Source organism: [Clostridium] ammoniilyticum (assembly GCF_025566905.1).
Taxonomy (GTDB): domain Bacteria; phylum Bacillota_I; class Bacilli_A; order Erysipelotrichales; family Coprobacillaceae; genus Faecalibacillus; species Faecalibacillus intestinalis.
In genome coordinates this window covers 102,765-121,861 of sequence record NZ_JAOQJR010000006.1, presented here as the reverse complement: position 1 = coordinate 121,861, position 19,097 = coordinate 102,765, and the positions used below count along the sequence as shown (strand labels likewise).

Genomic DNA, 19,097 nt, shown 5'->3' with positions numbered 1-19,097 from the left:
CTGTAGCTTTTTTTTGCTACAACATATTTTGGTATCTATGCTTTAATTTTATACACATATTTCTTTCAATTTTTTTGCATGGTCTATAGATTGTTGTGTAATTTCTTTACCAGAAATCATTTTAGCTAATTCATAAACACTTTCTTTTTCATTCAGTAATCTTACATGTACTTTACTTGTGTTATCCATTTGCTCTTTTTCAATAAACAAATGGTTATTAGCAAAACATGCGACTTGAGCTAAATGTGTAATACAAACAACTTGTTGTTTTTTTGAGATTTTTTTCATAACGTGCCCAATGCTTTCAGCCACTTTACCACTGACTCCTGTATCTGCTTCATCAAAAATGATTGTACCACCATCTTTTGGATTTTGTGAAACAGCTTTAATTGCTAGCATAATGCGTGATAATTCTCCACCTGAAGCAATTTTTTGAAGTGGTTGAAGTGGTTGACCACTATTTGTTGAAACAATAATTTTAACATTATCTATTCCGTTATCATTAAAATCATTAATTTGAAAATCAAATTTAAATTGAACTTGTTGAAGATACATTTGATTTAAAATATATTTTACTTCTTTTTCTAATTCTAATGCTTTATTTTTTCTTAAAATAGAAATTTTTTTAGCATAGTAAATCAATTGATTTTCTGTTTCTTTAAGTTTTAAATTGATATTTTCAATCATTTGATCTCTATTTTTGAATAATTCTATTTTTTCTATTAAACTATTTTTAAAATCAATAATAGCATCAATTGTTTGGCCATATTTACGTTTAAGCTTGTTTAATTTGAAAAAGGTTTCTTGCACTTCATTATAATGTTCTTCACTAAAGTATGATTGAGAAAATTGATCATAAATATCTTGATTTATACCATCTACTGTATAATAAAGATCATATAGTTGATCATAATTGTGCTTAATATCATCAATTTCGAGATATGAAAGTTCGTTTAAACTTTGTTTGAAGAGATCCATTATTCCTTTTGAAGAATCCATTAATGCTTTATAGTTTTTAATATGTTGAGAATTTTTTTCATAATTTAATAGATTATTTCTCTCTTTTAAAAACTCTTCTTCATCAAAATTTTCTAAATCTAATTCTTCTATTTCTTCTAATTGAGCTAAATAAAAATCTAATTGTTCATCAGTTAATTCTTCTTTTGTTAAAGAAAGATATTTTTGATTTAGATTCTTATACGTTTGATAAAGAGTAAGGTATTCTTTTTTTAAATCAGTTAATTCATTTCCAATAAAATTATCTAATAGCTTTAAATGATAGGATTCATTAAATAATTGATGTGTTTCAAATTGAGAATGTATGTCTACAATTTGTGACATTATTTTTTTCAATAATAATTGACTAGAATTACGATAATTAATTTTGATTGCTGATTTACCATCGCGATTAATTTTTTTTGAAATAACAAGATGCTCATCAATGGGAAAATTATTATCCAATAAAATTTTATCTATTTCTTTATTAGAAGAAAAAACACCTTCAATAAATGCATAATCAGCTCCATTTTTTACAAATGATGGTTGACTACGTTGACCTATCAATTGACCAATAGCATCAATGATAATTGATTTCCCTGCACCTGTTTCTCCAGTTAAAACTGTCATTCCTGATTGAAAGTCTATTTGAACTTGATCAATGATTGCAAAATTTTCTATATATAAACTTTCTATCATAGTATCACCCATCCTTTACCCTTTAAAACAAATATGTGCTTCATTTACAACATTTTCAATATCAATAGGATTATTTACTCCACCAACTTTAAAATGAGCTAAAAACTCAATATTACCTTCTCCACCGGTAATTGGAGAAAAAGACAATGCTTGTAAGCTCAAATGACATTCATTTGCATACGCAATGACATTTTCAATAACCTTTAAATGTGTTTTAGGATCTTTTACAATTCCCTTTTTCCCAACTTCATCTTTTCCTGCTTCAAATTGGGGCTTGATCAACGCTACAATATCATCATTTTCATTTAATATATCTTTAAGAGGAATAAAAATATGTTTCAAAGAAATAAAAGAAACATCAATCGTTGCAATATTAGGTATCCCATTTTCAAACAAATCACGGGTAGCATATCTAAAATTCGTTTTTTCTTTAACAATAACTCGTGGATCATTTCTTAATTTCCAAACAAGTTGATTCGTACCTACATCTACAGCATAAACACATTGTGCACCATTTTGAAGAGCACAATCTGTAAATCCTCCTGTTGAAGAACCAATATCAACCATAACACGATTTTGCATTGAAATATCAAATATTTTTAGTGCTTTTTCTAATTTTAAACCGCCTCTAGAAACATAGGGCATAACCGTTCCCTTTACAAAAAGCTCCATATCTACAGGAACTTTTGTACCAGGTTTATCAATAATTTCATGATCATTATGAACTATTCCAGCCATAACAGCACGTTTTGCTTTTTCACGCGAATCAAAGAATCCTTGTTCTACTAGTAATACATCAATTCTCTTTTTTTCCATTCGTTAATTCCTCACATTTATTTATAACAGTATCTAAATCAATTTTTTCATCATCATATATTTCTTGTACAGATCCTTGCTTTGAATAATGATCTGCAAGTGCAATATGTTCAAAAGTTCTTAAAATATGTTTTTCATTACAATAAGTCAATAATATCGAACCTAATGATCCTGTTTTTAAAATAGTTTCATATACAAGAATCGGTTTATCATTTTCAGTAAATATTTTATGTACCATATCTTCATCTATAGGCTTAATAAATCTCGCATTTATAATTCTAATATTTAAATGTTTAATTTTGATTATTGTTTTTATCTTTTCAACATTATCACCATAACAAATTAAAGTCATTTTATAGTCATCTTTGCAAGATTCAATAGTCCAGGTACCTAATTCTAATTGATTATTATAATCAACTTTTATATCATCGATACTTCCTCTAGGTATTCTAATAAAATAAGGTTTATTAAAATTATGAAATGCTGTATTTACAAATTGACGAAGTTCTCTAGCATCTTTAGGAGCAAAAAGAACGATGTTAGGAATAGGTGATAAAATACTTACATCAAATACCCCATGATGCGTTGGGCCATCTTCTCCTACAATACCTGCACGATCAATACTGCAAAGACATGGTAAATCCATTCTAGCAATATCATGATTAATTTGATCATAAGCTCTTTGTAAAAAAGAAGAGTAGACAGAAATAAAAGGTTTTTTTTGAGAAATAGATAAACCTGCTGTAAAAGTAAGAGCATGCTCTTCAGCGATTCCTACATCAAAACATCTTTCTGGGAATACTTTAAATAAAGTATTCATTGCAGATCCTTTAATCATTGCAGGAGTAATTGAAACAATATCCTTATCAATTTTCATCCATTGTAAAACCTGATCAGATATAATTTCCGACCATGATTTTTTTGAAGGATTTCCAGAAGAAAGCACACGGCCATTTTTTACATTAAATGGTGGAGTTCCATGCCATTTACCTTCTTGATCATTTTCAGCAAATGAATAACCTTTTCCTTTTTCAGTAACAACATGTACAACGACACTCTTTTTATTCTTTTGTGCAAGTTGCAATACTCTTATCAATTCAACAATATTATGTCCATCCACCGGACCTAAATAATCAATACCAAAGTCTTCAAAAATAGTATCATTTATAAAACCTCTTTTTACAAAATCTTTAATATATTTTGTAGCTTTATAAACACCTTCTCCTAATTTCCCATGTTGTAAAATCGAACGATAGTCATCTTTCATTTTATTATATGTATTAGACATACGCACATTATTTAGAAAGTTGTTCATACCACCAATGCTTTTAGAGATTGACATTTGATTATCATTTAAAATTAAAATTACTTTATTATTAATTGAACCAAGATGATTTAAAGCTTCTAAAGATTCGCCGCCTACAATAGCTCCATCCCCTACTACAGGAACAATGCTAAAACTTTCTTTATTTAAGTCTCTTGCGATTGCCATTGCTACAGCTGCCGAAAGAGCTGTAGAAGAATGACCAGCCTCCCAAACATCATGTTTACTTTCACAACGTTTTTGAAAGCCTGATAAACCATTGAATTTTCTTAAATGTGTAAAATCTTTTGCACGTCCTGTTAAAATTTTATGAACATAACATTGATGTCCTACATCAAAAAATATTTTATCTTCAGGTGAGTTAAACACATAATGCAAAGCAATAGTTAATTCAACAATTCCTAAATTACTTGATAAATGTCCACCTGTTTGAGAAACAGATTCAATAATAAATTGGCGAATATCCTTTGCTAAGTCATTCAATTCCTTTTCTGTTAATTCTTTTAAAAAAGAAGGACCTTTAATTTTTGTTAAATCCATTTATCTCACTCTTTTCCATAATTTTTCAATAATTTCCAAAATCAATCCATGATTTAGTGTTAAAGAATACACAAGTTGCTGAGCTTCATTAAATAGTAAATCAACTTCTTTTTGAGAATTTTCAATTCCTAAAAGTGTAACATAAGTTTCTTTATGATTTGCTTCGTCACTTCCTGTATTTTTACCCAATGTTTTGGCATCAGATGTCACATCTAAAATATCGTCTTGAATTTGAAATGCTAAGCCAATTTTATAACCTATTTGTTTTAAAATTTCTAAATCGTTTGGTGAGGCAATTAAAGCCCCCATTTGAAAGGCACAAGATAATAATTTTCCTGTTTTATAATGGTGAATTTTATCTAATGTTTCTTTTGAAAGCTTTTTACCTTCATTTTCAATATCATATTCTTGTCCTAAAATCATCCCGTTTATACCACTTGATGTATATAAACAAGAAACAAGTGAAAGTTTTAATGAATCATCTAGATTGGTTTGTAAAATGATGTTTACTGCTTCATTAAGAAGACCATCTCCTGCTAAAATTGCTGTTGCTTCACCAAATTGTTTATGACATGTTGGTTTTCCACGTCTTAAATCATCATTGTCCATTCCAGGTAAATCATCATGGATCAATGAATAAGTGTGTATCATTTCTAATGCACAAGCAATATCAATATACTTTCTATAATCAAGACCATATGCTCTAATCACTTGTAAAACAATTAATGGTCTAATTCGCTTTCCCCCTGCTTTTAAAGAATAATACATAGCTTCCTTAACCTTACTATCAGGATATTGAGATAAAATATTTTCAAGTCTTTGATTAATTTCATTTATAACATTATTCATTATTTTCTACCTCTACATCAAAATCTTCTAATTGACCATCAATAAGTATTTTAGAAACTTTATTTTCTACATTTCCTAATTTTTTTGAACAATATTGAGAAAGCTGTACGCCTTCTTGAAAAAGTTCAACACTATCATCTAAAGATGTTTCGTTATTTTCTAATAAATCGACAATTTCTTCTAATCGTTTTATTGCCTGTTCGAATGTCATTTTTTCCATATACATTACTCCTTATGAATCGTTGCTTTAACGTAACCGTCTTTTAAATAGATAGAAACATTATCTTCATTATTTAAATCATCTATACTTGAAACATATTGATTTTCTTTTTTTACTAAAGCATAGCCCCTTTCTAACGTTTGTAAAGGACTTAATGCATTTAATTTAGAAATCAACATACTTAAGTTATTTTGATTGGCTTTAAGTTTATTATGAAAATTTATTTTTAATAAATTTTCATATGTTTGAATCTTTTGTTGATAATGACTTACAAATACTTTATTTTGAGATTGTAATTGTAAATTAAGTTTTGTATAAATAACCATATTATTATTTAAACGTTTTTCCATGAGATTAGAAATTTTATCTTGTAAATAAGAAACATATTGTAAGTGATCACCATATAGTTTTTCAGGATTTTTAAATAAATAAAAGTGTGTTAAGCGATTTAATCTTGTATTCAATGTTTCAATTTTATACTTCATATTTGATTTTAAAAGACCATCTAACATTGATAAATGCTTATACATATCTTCTATATTAGGTGTGGCTTCAATAGCTGCATAGGTAGGTGTTAACGCTCTTAAATCACATACATAATCACATATTGTAAAATCTATTTCATGCCCTATTCCACAAATAATAGGTGTTTTTAATTCAAAAATTGTTCTTGCTAATGCTTCTTCATTAAAATTCCATAAATCCTCTAACGAACCACCACCTCGTGCCAAAATAATGGTATTAAAGTGAAGTTCATCTACGAATTTCAAAGTTGAAATAATTTTCAAATATGCGTCTTTCCCCTGTACAGGTATAGGAAAAATGATAACTCTACACACAGGAAAACGTTTTTTTAAAGTACGCATTACATCCATTAATGCAGCACTAGGATATGCTGATAAAACAGCAATTTTGCTAGGGTAAGAAGGAATATTTTTTTTATATTTTTCATCAAACAAACCTTCTTGTAGTAATGATTTTTTCAAATTCTCAAATTTTAAAAATAATGAACCTACTCCATCAGGTTCAATATTTTTAACTATTAATTGATTATATCCTGTAACTGCATAAACAGAAACAGTTGCTTCTATTAAAACTGAATCACCATTTTTTACATCAAAATTTAATTGTTCAGCAAATCCTTTATACATAATCGCACTAATATGTGATTTACCATCTTTTAGTGTAAAATATAAATGACCAGAACTCATATTTCTTTTAAAATTAGATATTTCACCCTTGATGAAGACATGCTGTAATTGCATATCAACATCTATTTTTCGCTTTAAATAGTTATTTAAAGTAGAAACTGTTATATATTTTTTATCCAATGGCACCTAAAACTCCATTAATAAATTTATAAGCATCTTCATCACAGTATTTTTTTGCTAATTCAACTGCTTGATTAATTGAAATTTCTTTAGAAACTTCATTTCGTTCATAAATAGCTACATAAAGAATTGCTTTTTCCATTATAGAAAGACGATCAATTGACCATGATTTTTTCAAATTCTTTTCAATAAGAGGCACATATTCATCAATACGTTCAATCGTATTGAAAACAATTTCTTTACAAAGTTCAATTTCTCTTTCATCCATTCTTGGTTTATAACATTCGTTTAAATAATTCATAATTTCTTCTTCTGTTGAATTTGTTAAAAGATATTGGTAAACTGCAATAACAGCTTTTTCTCTAATTAATTTTTTTCTTACTTTTTCCATACACATTTCCTTCCAAAATATATTCATATTCTATCATAGTTTCTTACGAAATTAAATAAATAAACACAATAAAAAAGGAATTGCTAGACAATCCCTAGAATTTAATTTTATTGACATTAACATTCACTTTAACATTTCTAAAGCCAATATATCTATCAATAGCATTTACAACTTCATTTTGAATTTCACTAACAACTTTTCCAACATTAAGCCCATAATCAATGACAATGTCAATACCGATGATTACTTGATTATGATCATTGATTTCAATATTTACAGAATTTTTTCCACCATCAAAATCAATCCCGTTTATTTTACTCACTTCATGATTAGTAATTGCTTGAAAAACAGATAATTCAATATATTGTTCACCTAAATTATTTTTCTTTTCTACTGTATAGTATTCCATAAAATTACTCCTTTATATCTCTATACTTTATTTTATCTAAAAATCATTGATTATTCAAGTTAGAAGTATCATTAGTCTTCAACAAATTTAACTTCAATGATATATCCATTATATTTATTATGAATAAGCTTGATGATTTTATTAGCATCTTTCGAAGTTGCATCTTTTAATTTTACAACTACTTTCATGTGTCCACCATCAATCTCACAAAAACATTCTTTATACCCTTTATCAGTTAATAACTGACAGATATCTTTTTCATTTTTTATAATTGCTTTTGTTTTTTCATTAGAAGTAAGTGCTGTTGAAATTTCTTTTTCAGATGCTTTTGAAGAGGCAATTACCGTATTATTGTCATTAATTTTATTTTCATGATTTTTATTGAGTTCACTTTGCAAAATTTCTATTCTACTTAATGATTTTTTTGAGACCGTGTCACCTTGATCAATTGGTGGTACTAATAAATAATAAATTGATAAAACAAGAATCAATGTAAATAATGATAAAAATGTTATAGCTTGTTTATTCATGAACATCCCCTCATTACCTACTGTATGCAATCACGTTTTAGAATATGAAAAAACACTAGGTTTTGTCCTAGTGCTAAGCTCTGCCTGAATATTTTCCTTCAGCAGTTGAAATAACGACCATTTCTCCTTCATTAATAAATAAAGGGACTTTGATTTGGAATCCAGTTTCTAAAACAGCATTTTTTGTTGCTCCAGTTGCTGTATCTCCTTTAACCGCTTGTTCTGCTTCAGTAATTTGTAAAGTAACTTTATCAGGTAATTGTACACCTAATACTTCACCTTCAAAACTTCTAATCGTTGCTGTATCACTTTCTTTTAAGAAATTCTTTTCCCATTCCAAATTTTCAGCTGGAATTTCAATTTGTTCATATGTTTCTCCATCCATAAATACAAATGCATCCCCTGTATTATACAAGTATTGCATTTCTTTTTTATCGATTTGTGCTCTTTTTACTTTATCATTTCCACCGAATGTCATTTCAGTAGTAGATCCAGTACGTAAGTTTTTCATTTTAACTTTAATATTTGCTGCTGCTCTGGCAGTTTTATTATGAGAATAATCTAATACTACAAATAAATTTCCATCCATTTGAAAAGTAACACCTGGTTTTAAATCACTAACGTTAATCATAATAATCTCCTTTTTAATAATATCCTTGTTGATTGTAACAAAAAATTATTATGAATGGAATAGTTTTTTTATTTTTACAATCGATATTCTTACTATTTATATTTTTTGAAAAAAATTAACTTAAAAAAAAGAAATTTAAGAATAAATTGTCTATATAATAATAGGAGGATTTTTATGGAGGAACTATTTGAACAGATTATTTATCAAGCTATTAAAAAAAATGTAAGTGATATTCATTTACAATGTACAGAGAAAGGAGTGATTAAATTTAGGATTTGTGGGGAACTACTTACTTATGAAATCTATGAAAAAACAAATATTATTCAATTAATGAATTATATTCGTTTCATTTCTAAAATTGATTTAAATTATTACCGTAAACCTCAAACAGGACATTATGTGTATGTTTTAAATAATAAAAAATATAACTTAAGAATTTCCTCACTTATTGGAAAAGATATGGATTCCATTGTTATTCGTATCCTAAATAATCATCAAAAATTATCATTAGAAAATATTAGTAAAGATATTCATGTTTATCAATTTTTAAAACAGATTGTCCAAAAGGATAGCGGATTATTTGTAATAAGTGGTGCAACTGGCTCTGGGAAATCTACAACATTATATGCTATTTTAGATGCAATTAATAAGATGTATAAAAAAAATATTATTACACTTGAGGATCCTATTGAAATCAATAAAGATTATTGTTTGCAAATTGAAATTGATGACAGAAAAGGTATCAGCTATCATGAATCGTTAAAACAAATATTAAGACATGACCCAGATGTCATAATGGTCGGTGAAGTACGTGATGAAAAGACAGCTCAATTAGCACTTACATGTGCTTTAACTGGACATCTTGTACTAACAACTATTCATGCAAGTAATTGTATAAATACGATTAAAAGATTAGAAAACTTAAACATTTCATCTCTTGATTTAGAAGATGTTCTTCTTGGTATCATGACACAAAAAATGCGTTTTAACGATAAAAAAGAAGTATTTATTTTAAGTGAATACATTGATCAAAAAAACTTATTAAAATATTTTGATCGAAAGAAAATAGATTACTATGATTTTTCGAAAGCTGCATGCACATTAAAAAATGTAGGTGTTTTAAATGAAAAATAAATTACTTAATTTTATTGATCTACTTATTTTTTTCTTTAATCAAGGATATTCATTACAAGAAACGCTTGATTTTTGCAGTTTGCTTAACTATGAAAAAGAAGTAAAGGAAATAAAGAACTATTTAAATCAAGGTTTTTCTCTTGACGAAATTTTTATAATGCTTCCCTTTCCTACTCTATTTAAAGAATATTATTCATTTTTTAAAAATGAATTCACATTAGAAACTGCATTAAAAAAGGCAATTGAAATTTGCAAAAAAAGAGATGAGTATAAAAATATTTTTTTAAAAAAATTGGCATATCCAATTATATTGCTTATTTTCTTATTTGTTTTTTCTATTTTTACTGTTTTTTACTTATTACCACAGGTTGAAATTTTATTTAACGATTTTGATATTCAAAAATCATTTATTATTCAATGTCTATTTGTATTATTACATGCAATTCCTGTTTTTTTAACACTAATTACTATAATAAATATTATTTTAATGATATTTATCTATCAAAGCATTGCAAAACAAAAATTCAATCAGATAGATTTTTTGATTAATCACACACATTTTATTAAAAAATTGATTTGTAAGTATTATTCGTTAAAGTTTGCAATTTATTATAATGAATTACTCATACAGCACTATGATACAACATCCATTATTGAAACTTTATATGATAAAATAACTGATAGTGATATTAAAATGATTGTTTATGAACTTTATCGTTTAATTATAAATGGTCATGATTTTAATTTAGCAGTTAATGATTTTCCTTATTTTTCAGATGATTTTAAAAAATTTATATCTATTATTCAAAATAGTCATGAAAACCAAAGTTTAGAAAATTATATCCAACTTACATTTATGCAATTAAATCAATTTGTTTCTAAATTTATAAAAATCATAGTTCCATTGATTTATGGTTTTGTTGCTACATTTGTAATTGTTGTGTATGTTTCAATAATAATTCCTATGATGAATGTTGTCTCAAATTTATAAAAAGGAGGATTATAAGGATTATGAATTCTAATAAAAAAGGTTTTACACTCATTGAAATGGTTTTTTGTATTTCTGTAATACTAGTTATTTTACTGCTTGTTATTCCAAATGTTACAAGTAAAAATCGTTTAGTAAAAGAAAAAAGTTGTGATGCACAAATTGAAGTTGTTAACTCACAAATCATTTTGTATGAAATCGAGCATGGAGAATTACCAACTAGTATGTCTCAATTAACTTCTGGCAGCCATCCTTATTTAAAGGAAAAACAAGCTGTTTGTCCTTCAGGACTTGCCATAAGAATAAGTGATGGTGAAGCCTATGTTTCAAAATAAAGGATTTACTTTGATTGAAATGTTGTTAGTAATATCTATTATATTAACATTGTCAGTACTTTCGTTCCCTTTTATGAATACAAAAACAATTTATATAACGGATGAATGTGTAAAAAAACAAATAGGAATGATTATTAATCAGGCTAAAAGTAAGGCAATAATTAGTCATGAAAAAGTTAGTTTAATTGTATCAAAACAAGAAATATCTTTTATTGATCATCAAAAAAAATACAGAGTAGTTTTACCTAATAATTATTTTTTCAATAATATTAAAGAAATATATTTCAATAAAGATGGCAATATAAATCAAGCAAATCATATTGATCTCATTGCACCCAAAAAGAAATATACCCTTATTTTTCATCTTGGAGCGGGTGATTATGAGTTTAAATAAAAAAGGTTTTACTTTGATTGAAAGTCTTTTTGCTTTTAGTATCTTTACTACTGTTATTATTCTATTAGTGTCTTTATATGTAACAAATTCAAAAACAAACATCAAAGTCAATCAAGAATACGAAACTTATCAGTCAGAGAAACAACAAATAGAATATACACTTAATTTAGATGAAGGAATAGAGACATGTCTAAAAAAGGCTTTACATTAGTAGAAGTATTATTGAGTTTATCTATCACATTACTTATTGTTTTAAACTGTTCATTACTAGTGAAAGTTTTAAAAATTTCTAATCAATCAAAATATATCGATACATCGCTAGAAAATGCAATATTTTCACTTAGTAATGAACTTATAACGGCTAAAAATATAGAATATGGTGATAGTTTAAGTTTTCTCGATGAAAATGACGATTCTCATAAAATAATACTACAAAACAAACGACTCGTTATTACACCTGGACACCATATTTTATATCATGACATTGATTCTGTATATTTTGAAAATACGAATGGATTTATCAAAATAAATTTAATGAGTAATAATAAAGAATATCAATTTATTGTAGGTAGTGATTATGAAAAAAAAGAAGAATAACGGAAATGTTCTACAAATCACCCTTATTTTATTGCTCATGCTTTCTCTTAATATATTTTCATTATGTCATTTGACAATTCTAAATAGTCAAGGTTTTCAATCTATGAAACAAACGAATGATATAAGACTACTTAAAAATATACTTATTGCAAATTATAAATACGAAAATCAAAATAGCATTTTATTAAGTAATTATTTAGAACTTGAAAATTACACAATTTCGTATACTGTTGATGATATGGGAGATTATTTTTTAATAGAAACAAGATTAAAAAATGATCGATATAAACTCAATATCACATTTTATCTTGAATTGGATAAAGAAAAAAATGTTATAAAAAAAGTAGAATAAATTGTTATTCTACTGAAGATATGGATTATTTAATTTTTCTTGTATTAAAGTTGTCAATTCACCGTGTCCAGGATATATTTCATAATCATCTTTTATTTCTTTAATTTTTTTTATACTATTTCTTGTGTCTGTTGAAGATGATGTTGGAAAATCAAATCTACCAATTCCGTTTTTAAACAAAACATCTCCTGAAAAAATAACATGGTAATTTTTTAAGATGATAAAGCATGAACCAATTGTATGTCCTGGCAAATGTAAAAATTCAAAATGAAAGTCACCAACATCTATATCCTTATCAACAGCTGTTGCTTTAGATTTGATTTTTAATTCACCGTAATAGTTAGATAAATTTAATTGATCATTGTAAATCATTTCATAATCATCTTGATGAATATAAATAGGGCAATTATATTTTTCTACTAATTCATCTATAGCTCCAATATGATCAAAGTGACCATGTGTTAATAAGATAGCAGTTAATTGTAAATTATTTTGTGTTAAATAATTTATAAGTAGCTCAGCCTTATCCCCTGGATCAATTAGAATCGAATGATTATTATTTTCTATCAAATAACAATTTGTTGACATTATTCCAAGTACAAATTTTTTAATAATTAATCTTTCCATAAAATATTCTCCAATAAAAAAATAAGCCTAAGCTTATTTTTTTTCTTTGTGTACAGTTTTTTTATTGCATCTAGGGCAATATTTATTTACTTCCATTCTATCTGGATGATTTCTTTTATTTTTAGTGTTGATATAATTTTCTTCTCCACATTCTGTACATTTTAAAATGATATTATCTCTCATGATTACACCTCCGCATCACTAAAACTTTCTTAGATATAATAACATATTAATTAATGAAATACTAGCATTTTTTTAATTTAAACCATATTTTTCTACATATTTATCAACAACTTGATGTGCAATAATTGGTGCAGATGAATCAGCGCCCGATGATGAACGATCTTCTCTAAATGCAATACTAGCAAATGCAACTAATGGTTTACTATCTTCTGTTGCTGAAATATAACCAATTTGTAGATGGTTTGGGTGGTCAACATTTGAATTACCATCATATTTTTCAGCTGTTCCTGTCTTACAATAAACAGCATATGGCTTTTCTGACCAATACGTATGTGATGTTCCATCTGTTCTTGTAACACATGCGCGCATTCCAGCTTTTATTTGTTTAAATGCATCTGCCTGTGAAGAAACATCATCTTGAATATTTGTTTTGAATTTATAAGTTGTGTATCTATTTCCTTCTCCATCACTTTTAAATGATTCAATAAGGAAATGAGGTTGAACTTTTTTACCCATATTAGCAAGGGTACATGTATATTGTGCCAATTGAATTGGAGTATATGTGTCATATTGTCCGATACATGCATCTAATAAATGCCCAGGGGCAGTATCTCTTCCTTTATATCCGTCACTTTCATTTGGAACATCCAATCCAGTTTTAACACCTAAACCTAATTCACCAAAATCCCTTCTGATAGTAGAGAGAGTTTTGACAAAACGATTGAGATCAACATTTAAAGCGCCATGAGGTACATATTCAACACCAGCTAACTTCATAGCAATTCTAAACATATAAACATTTGATGACCAAGCAAGCGCATCTATTTCATTAATGTTTCCCATTGTTTTCCATGATTGTTTAGCTTTTGTAGAACCTTTAAACCAAAGCGGCTCATCTACAAAATAAGTATTAGGAACAATGATATTTTCTTTAAATCCTGTATATAATGTACCCGCTTTTGAAGTAGAACCAATTTCTACCGCTTCTAAAAAGTTACCTGTAGAAATATCTTTGACCTCGCCAGTTTCTTTGTTAATTTCTTTAGCTGACATAACTAAAATTTCTCCATTATTAGGATTCATCATTACAAAATACATTTTATTGAAATAAGTATTAAAGCTATTACATGTCGTTAATTCATTAGTAATAAGTTCATCAGCAAAAGATTGTAACTCTAAATCAATAGATAAGCGAATGTTATCTCCTTTTTCACCATTAACATTGTTTGTGATAATAGGATCACCATTACTATTATATTTAACAGAATATGATGAATTTGATGCTTTTAAAATATCTTCATATTGTTTTTCTAAACCACTTGTACCGACTCGTGAATTACCAGTATACCCTTTTGCAAGTAATTCTGTTTTTAATTCCGTAGGCAATCCTTGTCTTTTAGTTGTTAATTTTCCAATCAACGCGCCAAGTTGACCATTCACCATTGATTGACGAGACCACCCACTACTTATTTGAATACCTTTTAAAATATTTGTATTTTCTCCTATAACACTAGCTTCTTCGACTGTAATCCCTTCTACTAAAGTTACAGAACCTGTTTTACATCGTTTCATTAAATATTCAAAACGTGTTTGTTCTATTTCATCTTGTGTCATATTTTGATATATATATTCCATAGATAATTTAGAAACAATCAAATTTGTTTTTGCCTTAGAATAATCAGCATCATCAGGGTTTTCTGTTTTTAATTTTTTTAACTCTTTGTCACTTAACAAAGATTCTGCTAATTTTTCATGAGCAATAATAAAATAATCTTTTATATTTCTTTCAGTAATGTTATTAACGTTATTTTTAGAAAAGTCAATTGTAATTTTTTCACTTAAAAATTTTGCAATATACGTAATTTCTTTATTTGTAATTTTCTTAGGTGCATAATAATCAACACAAATAACATTTTGATTACCCATGATTTTTGTATAATTACGATCATAGATTTCTCCACGCGGTGCATCATTTGTATATGTTGTACTTCCATAAGTTTCCAGTTTGACTTCTAATGTATCAGCTTGAGTTAATTGTACATAAGCCAATCTAATAATTAAAATAAAAATTAAAACAAGTGTCACAGCAATTAGTTCAATTAATCTTTTAGATACAATTATATCAGATTTACTATTTTGATATTTCTTTTCTTCATTAAATCCATGAAATCTTACAGTAGCAGTTTTTTTGTTAAAAAACTTTGGCATATTTTTCCTCCTTCCTTGAACAATTATATTATACTTTAGATTATTAGTAAATTTGAATTAATCGATAATATAAATTTATTTAACATATTTAACATATTTAAAATAGCAGCGATTGCTGCTATTTATTCATCATCAACTGATAATATTGCCATGAAAGCTTCTTGTGGAATTTCAACACTTCCTACTGCCTTCATTCTCTTTTTACCTTCCTTTTGTTTTTCTAGAAGTTTCTTTTTACGCGAAATATCTCCACCATAACATTTAGCAAGGACGTTTTTACGCATTGCCTTAATTGTAGTTCTTGCAATGATCTTACCTTGTAATGCTGCTTGTACAGGAACTTCAAACATTTGTTTTGGAATAATTTCTTTTAATTTTTCACAAATTACTTTTCCTCTTGAATAAGCAAAATCTTTATGAACAATAGATGATAAAGCATCTACAACATCACCATTTAATAAAATATCCATTTTTTGTAATTTACTTTCTCGATATCCTATTAATTCATAATCAAATGAGGCGTATCCCTTTGTACTAGATTTCAATTTATCAAAGAAATCATAAACAATTTCTGATAAAGGAATATTATAAATAATATTACGACGTGTTTCATCAATATAATCTATATCAACATATTCTCCTCGTTTTGATTGGCATAGTTCCATGATAGATCCAATATACTCATTTGGAGTCATAATTGAAGCTTTTACATAAGGCTCTTCAATATAATTTATTACTTGTGGAGATGGCATCATTGCAGGATTGTCAATTTCAACCATTGTTTTATCTGTTAAAAATACTTTATAAATAACAGATGGTGCAGTAGCAATAAGTTCTAAATCAAACTCTCTTTCTAATCTTTCTTGAATAACATCCATGTGTAATAATCCTAAAAAACCGCATCTAAAACCAAATCCCAATGCTTGCGATGTTTCTGGTTCAAAGACAAGAGACGAATCACTAAGTTGTATTTTTTCCAATGCTTCTCGTAAATTTTTATACTTAGAATTATCAACTGGATATAATCCACAATAAACCATAGGATTTAACTTTCTATACCCTGGCAATTGATCATGACTTTCATTTTCTAAAGTTGTTATTGTATCCCCTACATGAACATTTTGAATAGATTTAATAGAAGCTGATATCCATCCAACTTCCCCACAAACTAATTTATCTTTTTTAACTTCCGCAGGAGTTCTTACACCTAATTCAGTTACTTCGTAAGTAGCTCCTGTAGCCATAAATTTAATTGTATCTCCAACCTTTATAGATCCTTCTTTAATTCTAACGAATACAACAACACCTCTATAGCTATCATAAAATGAATCAAAAATAAGTGCTTGAGTAGGATGATTAATATTCCCACTTGGTGCAGGAACCTCTTTAACAATCATCTCTAACACATCTTCAACGTTTAAGCCACTTTTAGCCGAGATACGAGGTGCATGGTCTGCAGGCAATCCAATAACATCTTCGATTTCTTGAATAACATGTTCAGGGTTTGCACTAGGTAAATCTACCTTATTTATAACTGGTAAAATTTCCAAATCATTATCTAAAGCCAAATAGACATTTGCCAATGTTTGTGCTTCCACACCTTGTGCTGCATCTACAACTAACACTGCTCCTTCACATGCAGCTAATGAACGAGATACTTCATAAGTAAAATCGACATGGCCAGGAGTATCAATAAGATGTAAAAGATAGGTATTTCCATCTTTTGCTTTGTATTGAAGTTGAACAGCATTCAATTTGATTGTAATGCCTCTTTCACGTTCTAACTCCATACTGTCTAATAGTTGAGCCTTCATCTCTCTATTTGAAACCGCACCGGTCATTTCTAAAATACGATCCGCTAAAGTACTTTTCCCATGATCAATATGCGCTATGATTGAAAAATTTCTTATTTTATCTTGATTAATTGTCATTTATTTTCACCGACTTTCAATAATAGATTTTATCAAAAAACAATATAAATGACAATTTATTTATTTAAAAATATTTGTTTAAAATTTCAATGAGTTCTCCATATATAATCACTTCTTTAAAATCATAATTAGCCATTGTAAATTTATTAGCTATTAAACGCCCTCTAACAGCAATAATCATTCCAATTTGAGTAACATCAGACATCATGTCTTCTAGCCCCTTCCACAAAGCAATAGAAAAAACATCAAATTTTTCTTTTCCTATCTCCTCAGGAAATGGTCTTTTAACCTCAATGTCAATAAAAGCCATGTTTTCGACATGATATACATTTTTTACTATTTTTCCTACTAAAGAAATTGAATTTAACATAAACGATCCTCCTTAGTATTATCATAGTTCTTATAAAAAAATAATCATGCTAAATCGACTAAAAGGTCTATTTAAACGACTAAAAAACAAATAAAAAACATTAATATTTATATCCTAAGATATATTTATTAATGTTTTATTACACTATACTTTATTGATTAGGGCCATTATTTTCAATAACAACAAAGGCAACTGCATAATGATTTTCATGAGAAATAGAAACATGACAAGGCTCATCTTTAATATAGGGTTTACCATTTTCATCATTTAAACAGCATATCTCCTTAAATGATTTATAACCTGCTGCTTTTACAAATGCCTCTTTGACTGCAAATCTACCACCCACAAATTCTCTTTTTGCTTTATCATTACCTTTTGATAAATACAAAGAAAATTCATCTACATGTAAAATTTTCTTTGCAAGCTGATCCAAATGATTTAATCTTCTTAAATCACAAATATCTACACCAATTCCTTTAATCATCACTAATCCTTAAATTTCTTTTCATACAGACTCATCAATTCATCCAAAGACATATTGTCATCAATTTCATCAATTAAAGAATTTTGTTCCTCTGATTTTTTTTGACCAAAATCAAGTTTAAACTCCCCTGTTCGTTCCTCAATAATTTTAAGTTGATCTTGTTCTTCTTCAACAATTTTAGCAATATTTCTTAAATTATCTTCAACTGTTGGAAGCTTTTCTTCTTCAACGATTTCGGGTTCTATTGTTTTTTCAGCATCAGTATTTGTTTCATCTTGAAAATCTTTTGAATCTTCAACAGCAGTAAGAACAGCTTCACTATCTGTTTCTTCTTTTTCTTCAAAATTACCATAATACGGAGATATTACTTGAACAAGTGAATTATCTTTTTTCTTTGGTTTTTTTACTGAATTTTTCTTAACTGTTTTAACTATTTCTTTTTTTTCTTCATGCATTCCAAACATTGGAGAAATGATATCCATCATTTCATAATTTTTCTTAATTTCGGGTTCTTCTTTCTTTTCTACTTTTTTTTCAACCTTTTTAACATTTTTGGAAGTAGTTTCTTTTGGTACTTGTTGACCTTCACTTTTTTTAGTAACTTTTTCTTTTTTAAATTCTTCGTCATAAATAAGTGGTTTAGAAAACTTTTCATTTCTTCTTTGTTCAACAATTGGGTCTACAGTTTCAAAAATATCATCATCGTTTGATTTTTTAAAAAAATGTTTAAACATAATAACTCCTTCCTTCAATACACT

24 protein-coding genes are annotated in these 19,097 nt (G+C 27.4%); 7 read left to right on the top strand and 17 right to left on the bottom strand.

The genetic code is table 11. The features are described from left to right. Positions 1-48: 48 nt before the first annotated feature. The 10 genes from recN to efp form a co-directional block, all read right to left on the bottom strand. The gene (gene recN / locus OCV55_RS07540; RefSeq protein WP_147580258.1) at positions 49-1,695 is read right to left on the bottom strand and encodes a DNA repair protein RecN; all 1,647 of its coding nucleotides are present in this window, start codon (positions 1,693-1,695) and stop codon (positions 49-51) included. Between the two features lie 15 nt (positions 1,696-1,710). Beyond that, a complete protein-coding gene (locus tag OCV55_RS07535; protein WP_032090064.1) occupies positions 1,711-2,511 on the bottom strand; it encodes a TlyA family RNA methyltransferase in 801 nt (266 codons plus the stop codon). After that, a complete protein-coding gene (dxs, locus tag OCV55_RS07530; RefSeq protein ID WP_147580257.1) occupies positions 2,492-4,375 on the bottom strand; it encodes a 1-deoxy-D-xylulose-5-phosphate synthase in 1,884 nt (627 codons plus the stop codon). The genes OCV55_RS07535 and dxs overlap by 20 nt, the downstream gene beginning before the upstream one ends. Continuing rightward, positions 4,376-5,224 carry a polyprenyl synthetase family protein gene (locus OCV55_RS07525; RefSeq protein ID WP_032090066.1) on the bottom strand — a complete coding sequence of 283 codons (849 nt, stop codon included), beginning with the start codon at positions 5,222-5,224 and terminating at the stop codon, positions 4,376-4,378. It abuts the gene before it with no gap. Beyond that, positions 5,217-5,444, bottom strand: coding sequence for an exodeoxyribonuclease VII small subunit (gene xseB, locus OCV55_RS07520; RefSeq protein WP_022001564.1), 228 nt, complete (start codon positions 5,442-5,444; stop codon positions 5,217-5,219). Before xseB ends, OCV55_RS07525 begins: the two co-directional genes overlap by 8 nt. A 5-nt stretch (positions 5,445-5,449) precedes the next feature. Continuing rightward, entirely contained in the window at positions 5,450-6,781 is a 1,332-nt protein-coding gene (gene xseA, locus OCV55_RS07515; RefSeq protein ID WP_227392735.1) for an exodeoxyribonuclease VII large subunit, read from the bottom strand. Then, positions 6,768-7,166 carry a transcription antitermination factor NusB gene (gene nusB / locus OCV55_RS07510; RefSeq protein WP_032090068.1) on the bottom strand — a complete coding sequence of 133 codons (399 nt, stop codon included), beginning with the start codon at positions 7,164-7,166 and terminating at the stop codon, positions 6,768-6,770. The genes xseA and nusB overlap by 14 nt, the downstream gene beginning before the upstream one ends. A 94-nt stretch (positions 7,167-7,260) precedes the next feature. Next, positions 7,261-7,575 carry an Asp23/Gls24 family envelope stress response protein gene (locus tag OCV55_RS07505; protein WP_022001561.1) on the bottom strand — a complete coding sequence of 105 codons (315 nt, stop codon included), beginning with the start codon at positions 7,573-7,575 and terminating at the stop codon, positions 7,261-7,263. 71 nt (positions 7,576-7,646) lie between these two features. Beyond that, a complete protein-coding gene (locus OCV55_RS07500) occupies positions 7,647-8,105 on the bottom strand; it encodes a SpoIIIAH-like family protein (RefSeq protein ID WP_227391658.1) in 459 nt (152 codons plus the stop codon). A gap of 73 nt (positions 8,106-8,178) precedes the next feature. Continuing rightward, positions 8,179-8,736: an elongation factor P gene (gene efp, locus OCV55_RS07495; RefSeq protein WP_022001559.1), complete on the bottom strand. Its 558-nt coding sequence runs from the start codon at positions 8,734-8,736 to the stop codon at positions 8,179-8,181. 174 nt (positions 8,737-8,910) lie between these two features. On the opposite strand from efp, the gene OCV55_RS07490 reads away from it, so the two are divergent. From OCV55_RS07490 to OCV55_RS07460, 7 genes are read left to right on the top strand one after another with little or no spacing between them, the layout of a single operon-like run. Next, positions 8,911-9,870 carry an ATPase, T2SS/T4P/T4SS family gene (locus OCV55_RS07490; protein ID WP_147580255.1) on the top strand — a complete coding sequence of 320 codons (960 nt, stop codon included), beginning with the start codon at positions 8,911-8,913 and terminating at the stop codon, positions 9,868-9,870. Continuing rightward, the gene (locus OCV55_RS07485; RefSeq protein ID WP_147580254.1) at positions 9,860-10,861 is read left to right on the top strand and encodes a type II secretion system F family protein; all 1,002 of its coding nucleotides are present in this window, start codon (positions 9,860-9,862) and stop codon (positions 10,859-10,861) included. The genes OCV55_RS07490 and OCV55_RS07485 overlap by 11 nt, the downstream gene beginning before the upstream one ends. A 20-nt stretch (positions 10,862-10,881) precedes the next feature. Beyond that, positions 10,882-11,193, top strand: a complete 312-nt coding sequence (gene comGC / locus OCV55_RS07480) for a competence type IV pilus major pilin ComGC (protein ID WP_147580253.1) — start codon at positions 10,882-10,884, stop codon at positions 11,191-11,193. After that, positions 11,180-11,587 (top strand): competence type IV pilus minor pilin ComGD, encoded by a 408-nt coding sequence (gene comGD, locus OCV55_RS07475; protein ID WP_032090072.1) that lies wholly within the window; start codon positions 11,180-11,182, stop codon positions 11,585-11,587. The genes comGC and comGD overlap by 14 nt, the downstream gene beginning before the upstream one ends. Beyond that, a complete protein-coding gene (locus OCV55_RS07470; RefSeq protein ID WP_032090073.1) occupies positions 11,574-11,798 on the top strand; it encodes a type II secretion system protein in 225 nt (74 codons plus the stop codon). Before comGD ends, OCV55_RS07470 begins: the two co-directional genes overlap by 14 nt. Continuing rightward, positions 11,774-12,184, top strand: a complete 411-nt coding sequence (locus tag OCV55_RS07465; protein WP_022001553.1) for a prepilin-type N-terminal cleavage/methylation domain-containing protein — start codon at positions 11,774-11,776, stop codon at positions 12,182-12,184. Before OCV55_RS07470 ends, OCV55_RS07465 begins: the two co-directional genes overlap by 25 nt. Next, complete coding sequence (locus OCV55_RS07460; RefSeq protein WP_022001552.1) at positions 12,165-12,536, top strand: hypothetical protein; 372 nt, start codon at positions 12,165-12,167, stop codon at positions 12,534-12,536. Before OCV55_RS07465 ends, OCV55_RS07460 begins: the two co-directional genes overlap by 20 nt. A gap of 9 nt (positions 12,537-12,545) precedes the next feature. Here the strand turns inward: OCV55_RS07460 and OCV55_RS07455 are convergent, their stop codons facing one another. From OCV55_RS07455 to OCV55_RS07425, 7 genes are all read right to left on the bottom strand, one after another. After that, positions 12,546-13,163 (bottom strand): MBL fold metallo-hydrolase, encoded by a 618-nt coding sequence (locus tag OCV55_RS07455; protein WP_147580252.1) that lies wholly within the window; start codon positions 13,161-13,163, stop codon positions 12,546-12,548. A gap of 33 nt (positions 13,164-13,196) precedes the next feature. Next, entirely contained in the window at positions 13,197-13,346 is a 150-nt protein-coding gene (gene rpmG, locus OCV55_RS07450; protein WP_022001550.1) for a 50S ribosomal protein L33, read from the bottom strand. A 72-nt stretch (positions 13,347-13,418) separates the two neighbouring features. Beyond that, positions 13,419-15,554: a penicillin-binding transpeptidase domain-containing protein gene (locus tag OCV55_RS07445; RefSeq protein ID WP_032090077.1), complete on the bottom strand. Its 2,136-nt coding sequence runs from the start codon at positions 15,552-15,554 to the stop codon at positions 13,419-13,421. A gap of 122 nt (positions 15,555-15,676) precedes the next feature. After that, positions 15,677-17,485, bottom strand: a complete 1,809-nt coding sequence (gene lepA, locus OCV55_RS07440) for a translation elongation factor 4 (RefSeq protein ID WP_117346891.1) — start codon at positions 17,483-17,485, stop codon at positions 15,677-15,679. A 64-nt stretch (positions 17,486-17,549) separates the two neighbouring features. After that, positions 17,550-17,855, bottom strand: a complete 306-nt coding sequence (locus OCV55_RS07435) for a single stranded DNA-binding domain-containing protein (protein WP_032090079.1) — start codon at positions 17,853-17,855, stop codon at positions 17,550-17,552. Between the two features lie 151 nt (positions 17,856-18,006). Next, positions 18,007-18,339, bottom strand: coding sequence for a holo-ACP synthase (gene acpS / locus OCV55_RS07430; protein WP_147580251.1), 333 nt, complete (start codon positions 18,337-18,339; stop codon positions 18,007-18,009). 2 nt (positions 18,340-18,341) lie between these two features. Beyond that, a complete protein-coding gene (locus tag OCV55_RS07425) occupies positions 18,342-19,073 on the bottom strand; it encodes a hypothetical protein (protein ID WP_032090081.1) in 732 nt (243 codons plus the stop codon). Positions 19,074-19,097 lie beyond the last annotated feature (24 nt).

Bases quoted from the DNA above. Each gene is read 5' to 3' on its own strand.
- recN (WP_147580258.1), bottom strand. From the start codon at position 1,695: ATGATAGAAAGTTTATATATAGAAAATTTTGCAATCATTGATCAAGTT.
- OCV55_RS07535 (WP_032090064.1), bottom strand. From the start codon at position 2,511: ATGGAAAAAAAGAGAATTGATGTATTACTAGTAGAACAAGGATTCTTT.
- dxs (WP_147580257.1), bottom strand. From the start codon at position 4,375: ATGGATTTAACAAAAATTAAAGGTCCTTCTTTTTTAAAAGAATTAACA.
- OCV55_RS07525 (WP_032090066.1), bottom strand. From the start codon at position 5,224: ATGAATAATGTTATAAATGAAATTAATCAAAGACTTGAAAATATTTTA.
- xseB (WP_022001564.1), bottom strand. From the start codon at position 5,444: ATGGAAAAAATGACATTCGAACAGGCAATAAAACGATTAGAAGAAATT.
- nusB (WP_032090068.1), bottom strand. From the start codon at position 7,166: ATGGAAAAAGTAAGAAAAAAATTAATTAGAGAAAAAGCTGTTATTGCA.
- OCV55_RS07505 (WP_022001561.1), bottom strand. From the start codon at position 7,575: ATGGAATACTATACAGTAGAAAAGAAAAATAATTTAGGTGAACAATAT.
- OCV55_RS07500 (WP_227391658.1), bottom strand. From the start codon at position 8,105: ATGAATAAACAAGCTATAACATTTTTATCATTATTTACATTGATTCTT.
- efp (WP_022001559.1), bottom strand. From the start codon at position 8,736: ATGATTAACGTTAGTGATTTAAAACCAGGTGTTACTTTTCAAATGGAT.
- OCV55_RS07490 (WP_147580255.1), top strand. From the start codon at position 8,911: ATGGAGGAACTATTTGAACAGATTATTTATCAAGCTATTAAAAAAAAT.
- OCV55_RS07485 (WP_147580254.1), top strand. From the start codon at position 9,860: ATGAAAAATAAATTACTTAATTTTATTGATCTACTTATTTTTTTCTTT.
- comGC (WP_147580253.1), top strand. From the start codon at position 10,882: ATGAATTCTAATAAAAAAGGTTTTACACTCATTGAAATGGTTTTTTGT.
- comGD (WP_032090072.1), top strand. From the start codon at position 11,180: ATGTTTCAAAATAAAGGATTTACTTTGATTGAAATGTTGTTAGTAATA.
- OCV55_RS07470 (WP_032090073.1), top strand. From the start codon at position 11,574: ATGAGTTTAAATAAAAAAGGTTTTACTTTGATTGAAAGTCTTTTTGCT.
- OCV55_RS07465 (WP_022001553.1), top strand. From the start codon at position 11,774: ATGTCTAAAAAAGGCTTTACATTAGTAGAAGTATTATTGAGTTTATCT.
- OCV55_RS07460 (WP_022001552.1), top strand. From the start codon at position 12,165: ATGAAAAAAAAGAAGAATAACGGAAATGTTCTACAAATCACCCTTATT.
- OCV55_RS07455 (WP_147580252.1), bottom strand. From the start codon at position 13,163: ATGGAAAGATTAATTATTAAAAAATTTGTACTTGGAATAATGTCAACA.
- rpmG (WP_022001550.1), bottom strand. From the start codon at position 13,346: ATGAGAGATAATATCATTTTAAAATGTACAGAATGTGGAGAAGAAAAT.
- OCV55_RS07445 (WP_032090077.1), bottom strand. From the start codon at position 15,554: ATGCCAAAGTTTTTTAACAAAAAAACTGCTACTGTAAGATTTCATGGA.
- lepA (WP_117346891.1), bottom strand. From the start codon at position 17,485: ATGACAATTAATCAAGATAAAATAAGAAATTTTTCAATCATAGCGCAT.
- OCV55_RS07435 (WP_032090079.1), bottom strand. From the start codon at position 17,855: ATGTTAAATTCAATTTCTTTAGTAGGAAAAATAGTAAAAAATGTATAT.
- acpS (WP_147580251.1), bottom strand. From the start codon at position 18,339: ATGATTAAAGGAATTGGTGTAGATATTTGTGATTTAAGAAGATTAAAT.
- OCV55_RS07425 (WP_032090081.1), bottom strand. From the start codon at position 19,073: ATGTTTAAACATTTTTTTAAAAAATCAAACGATGATGATATTTTTGAA.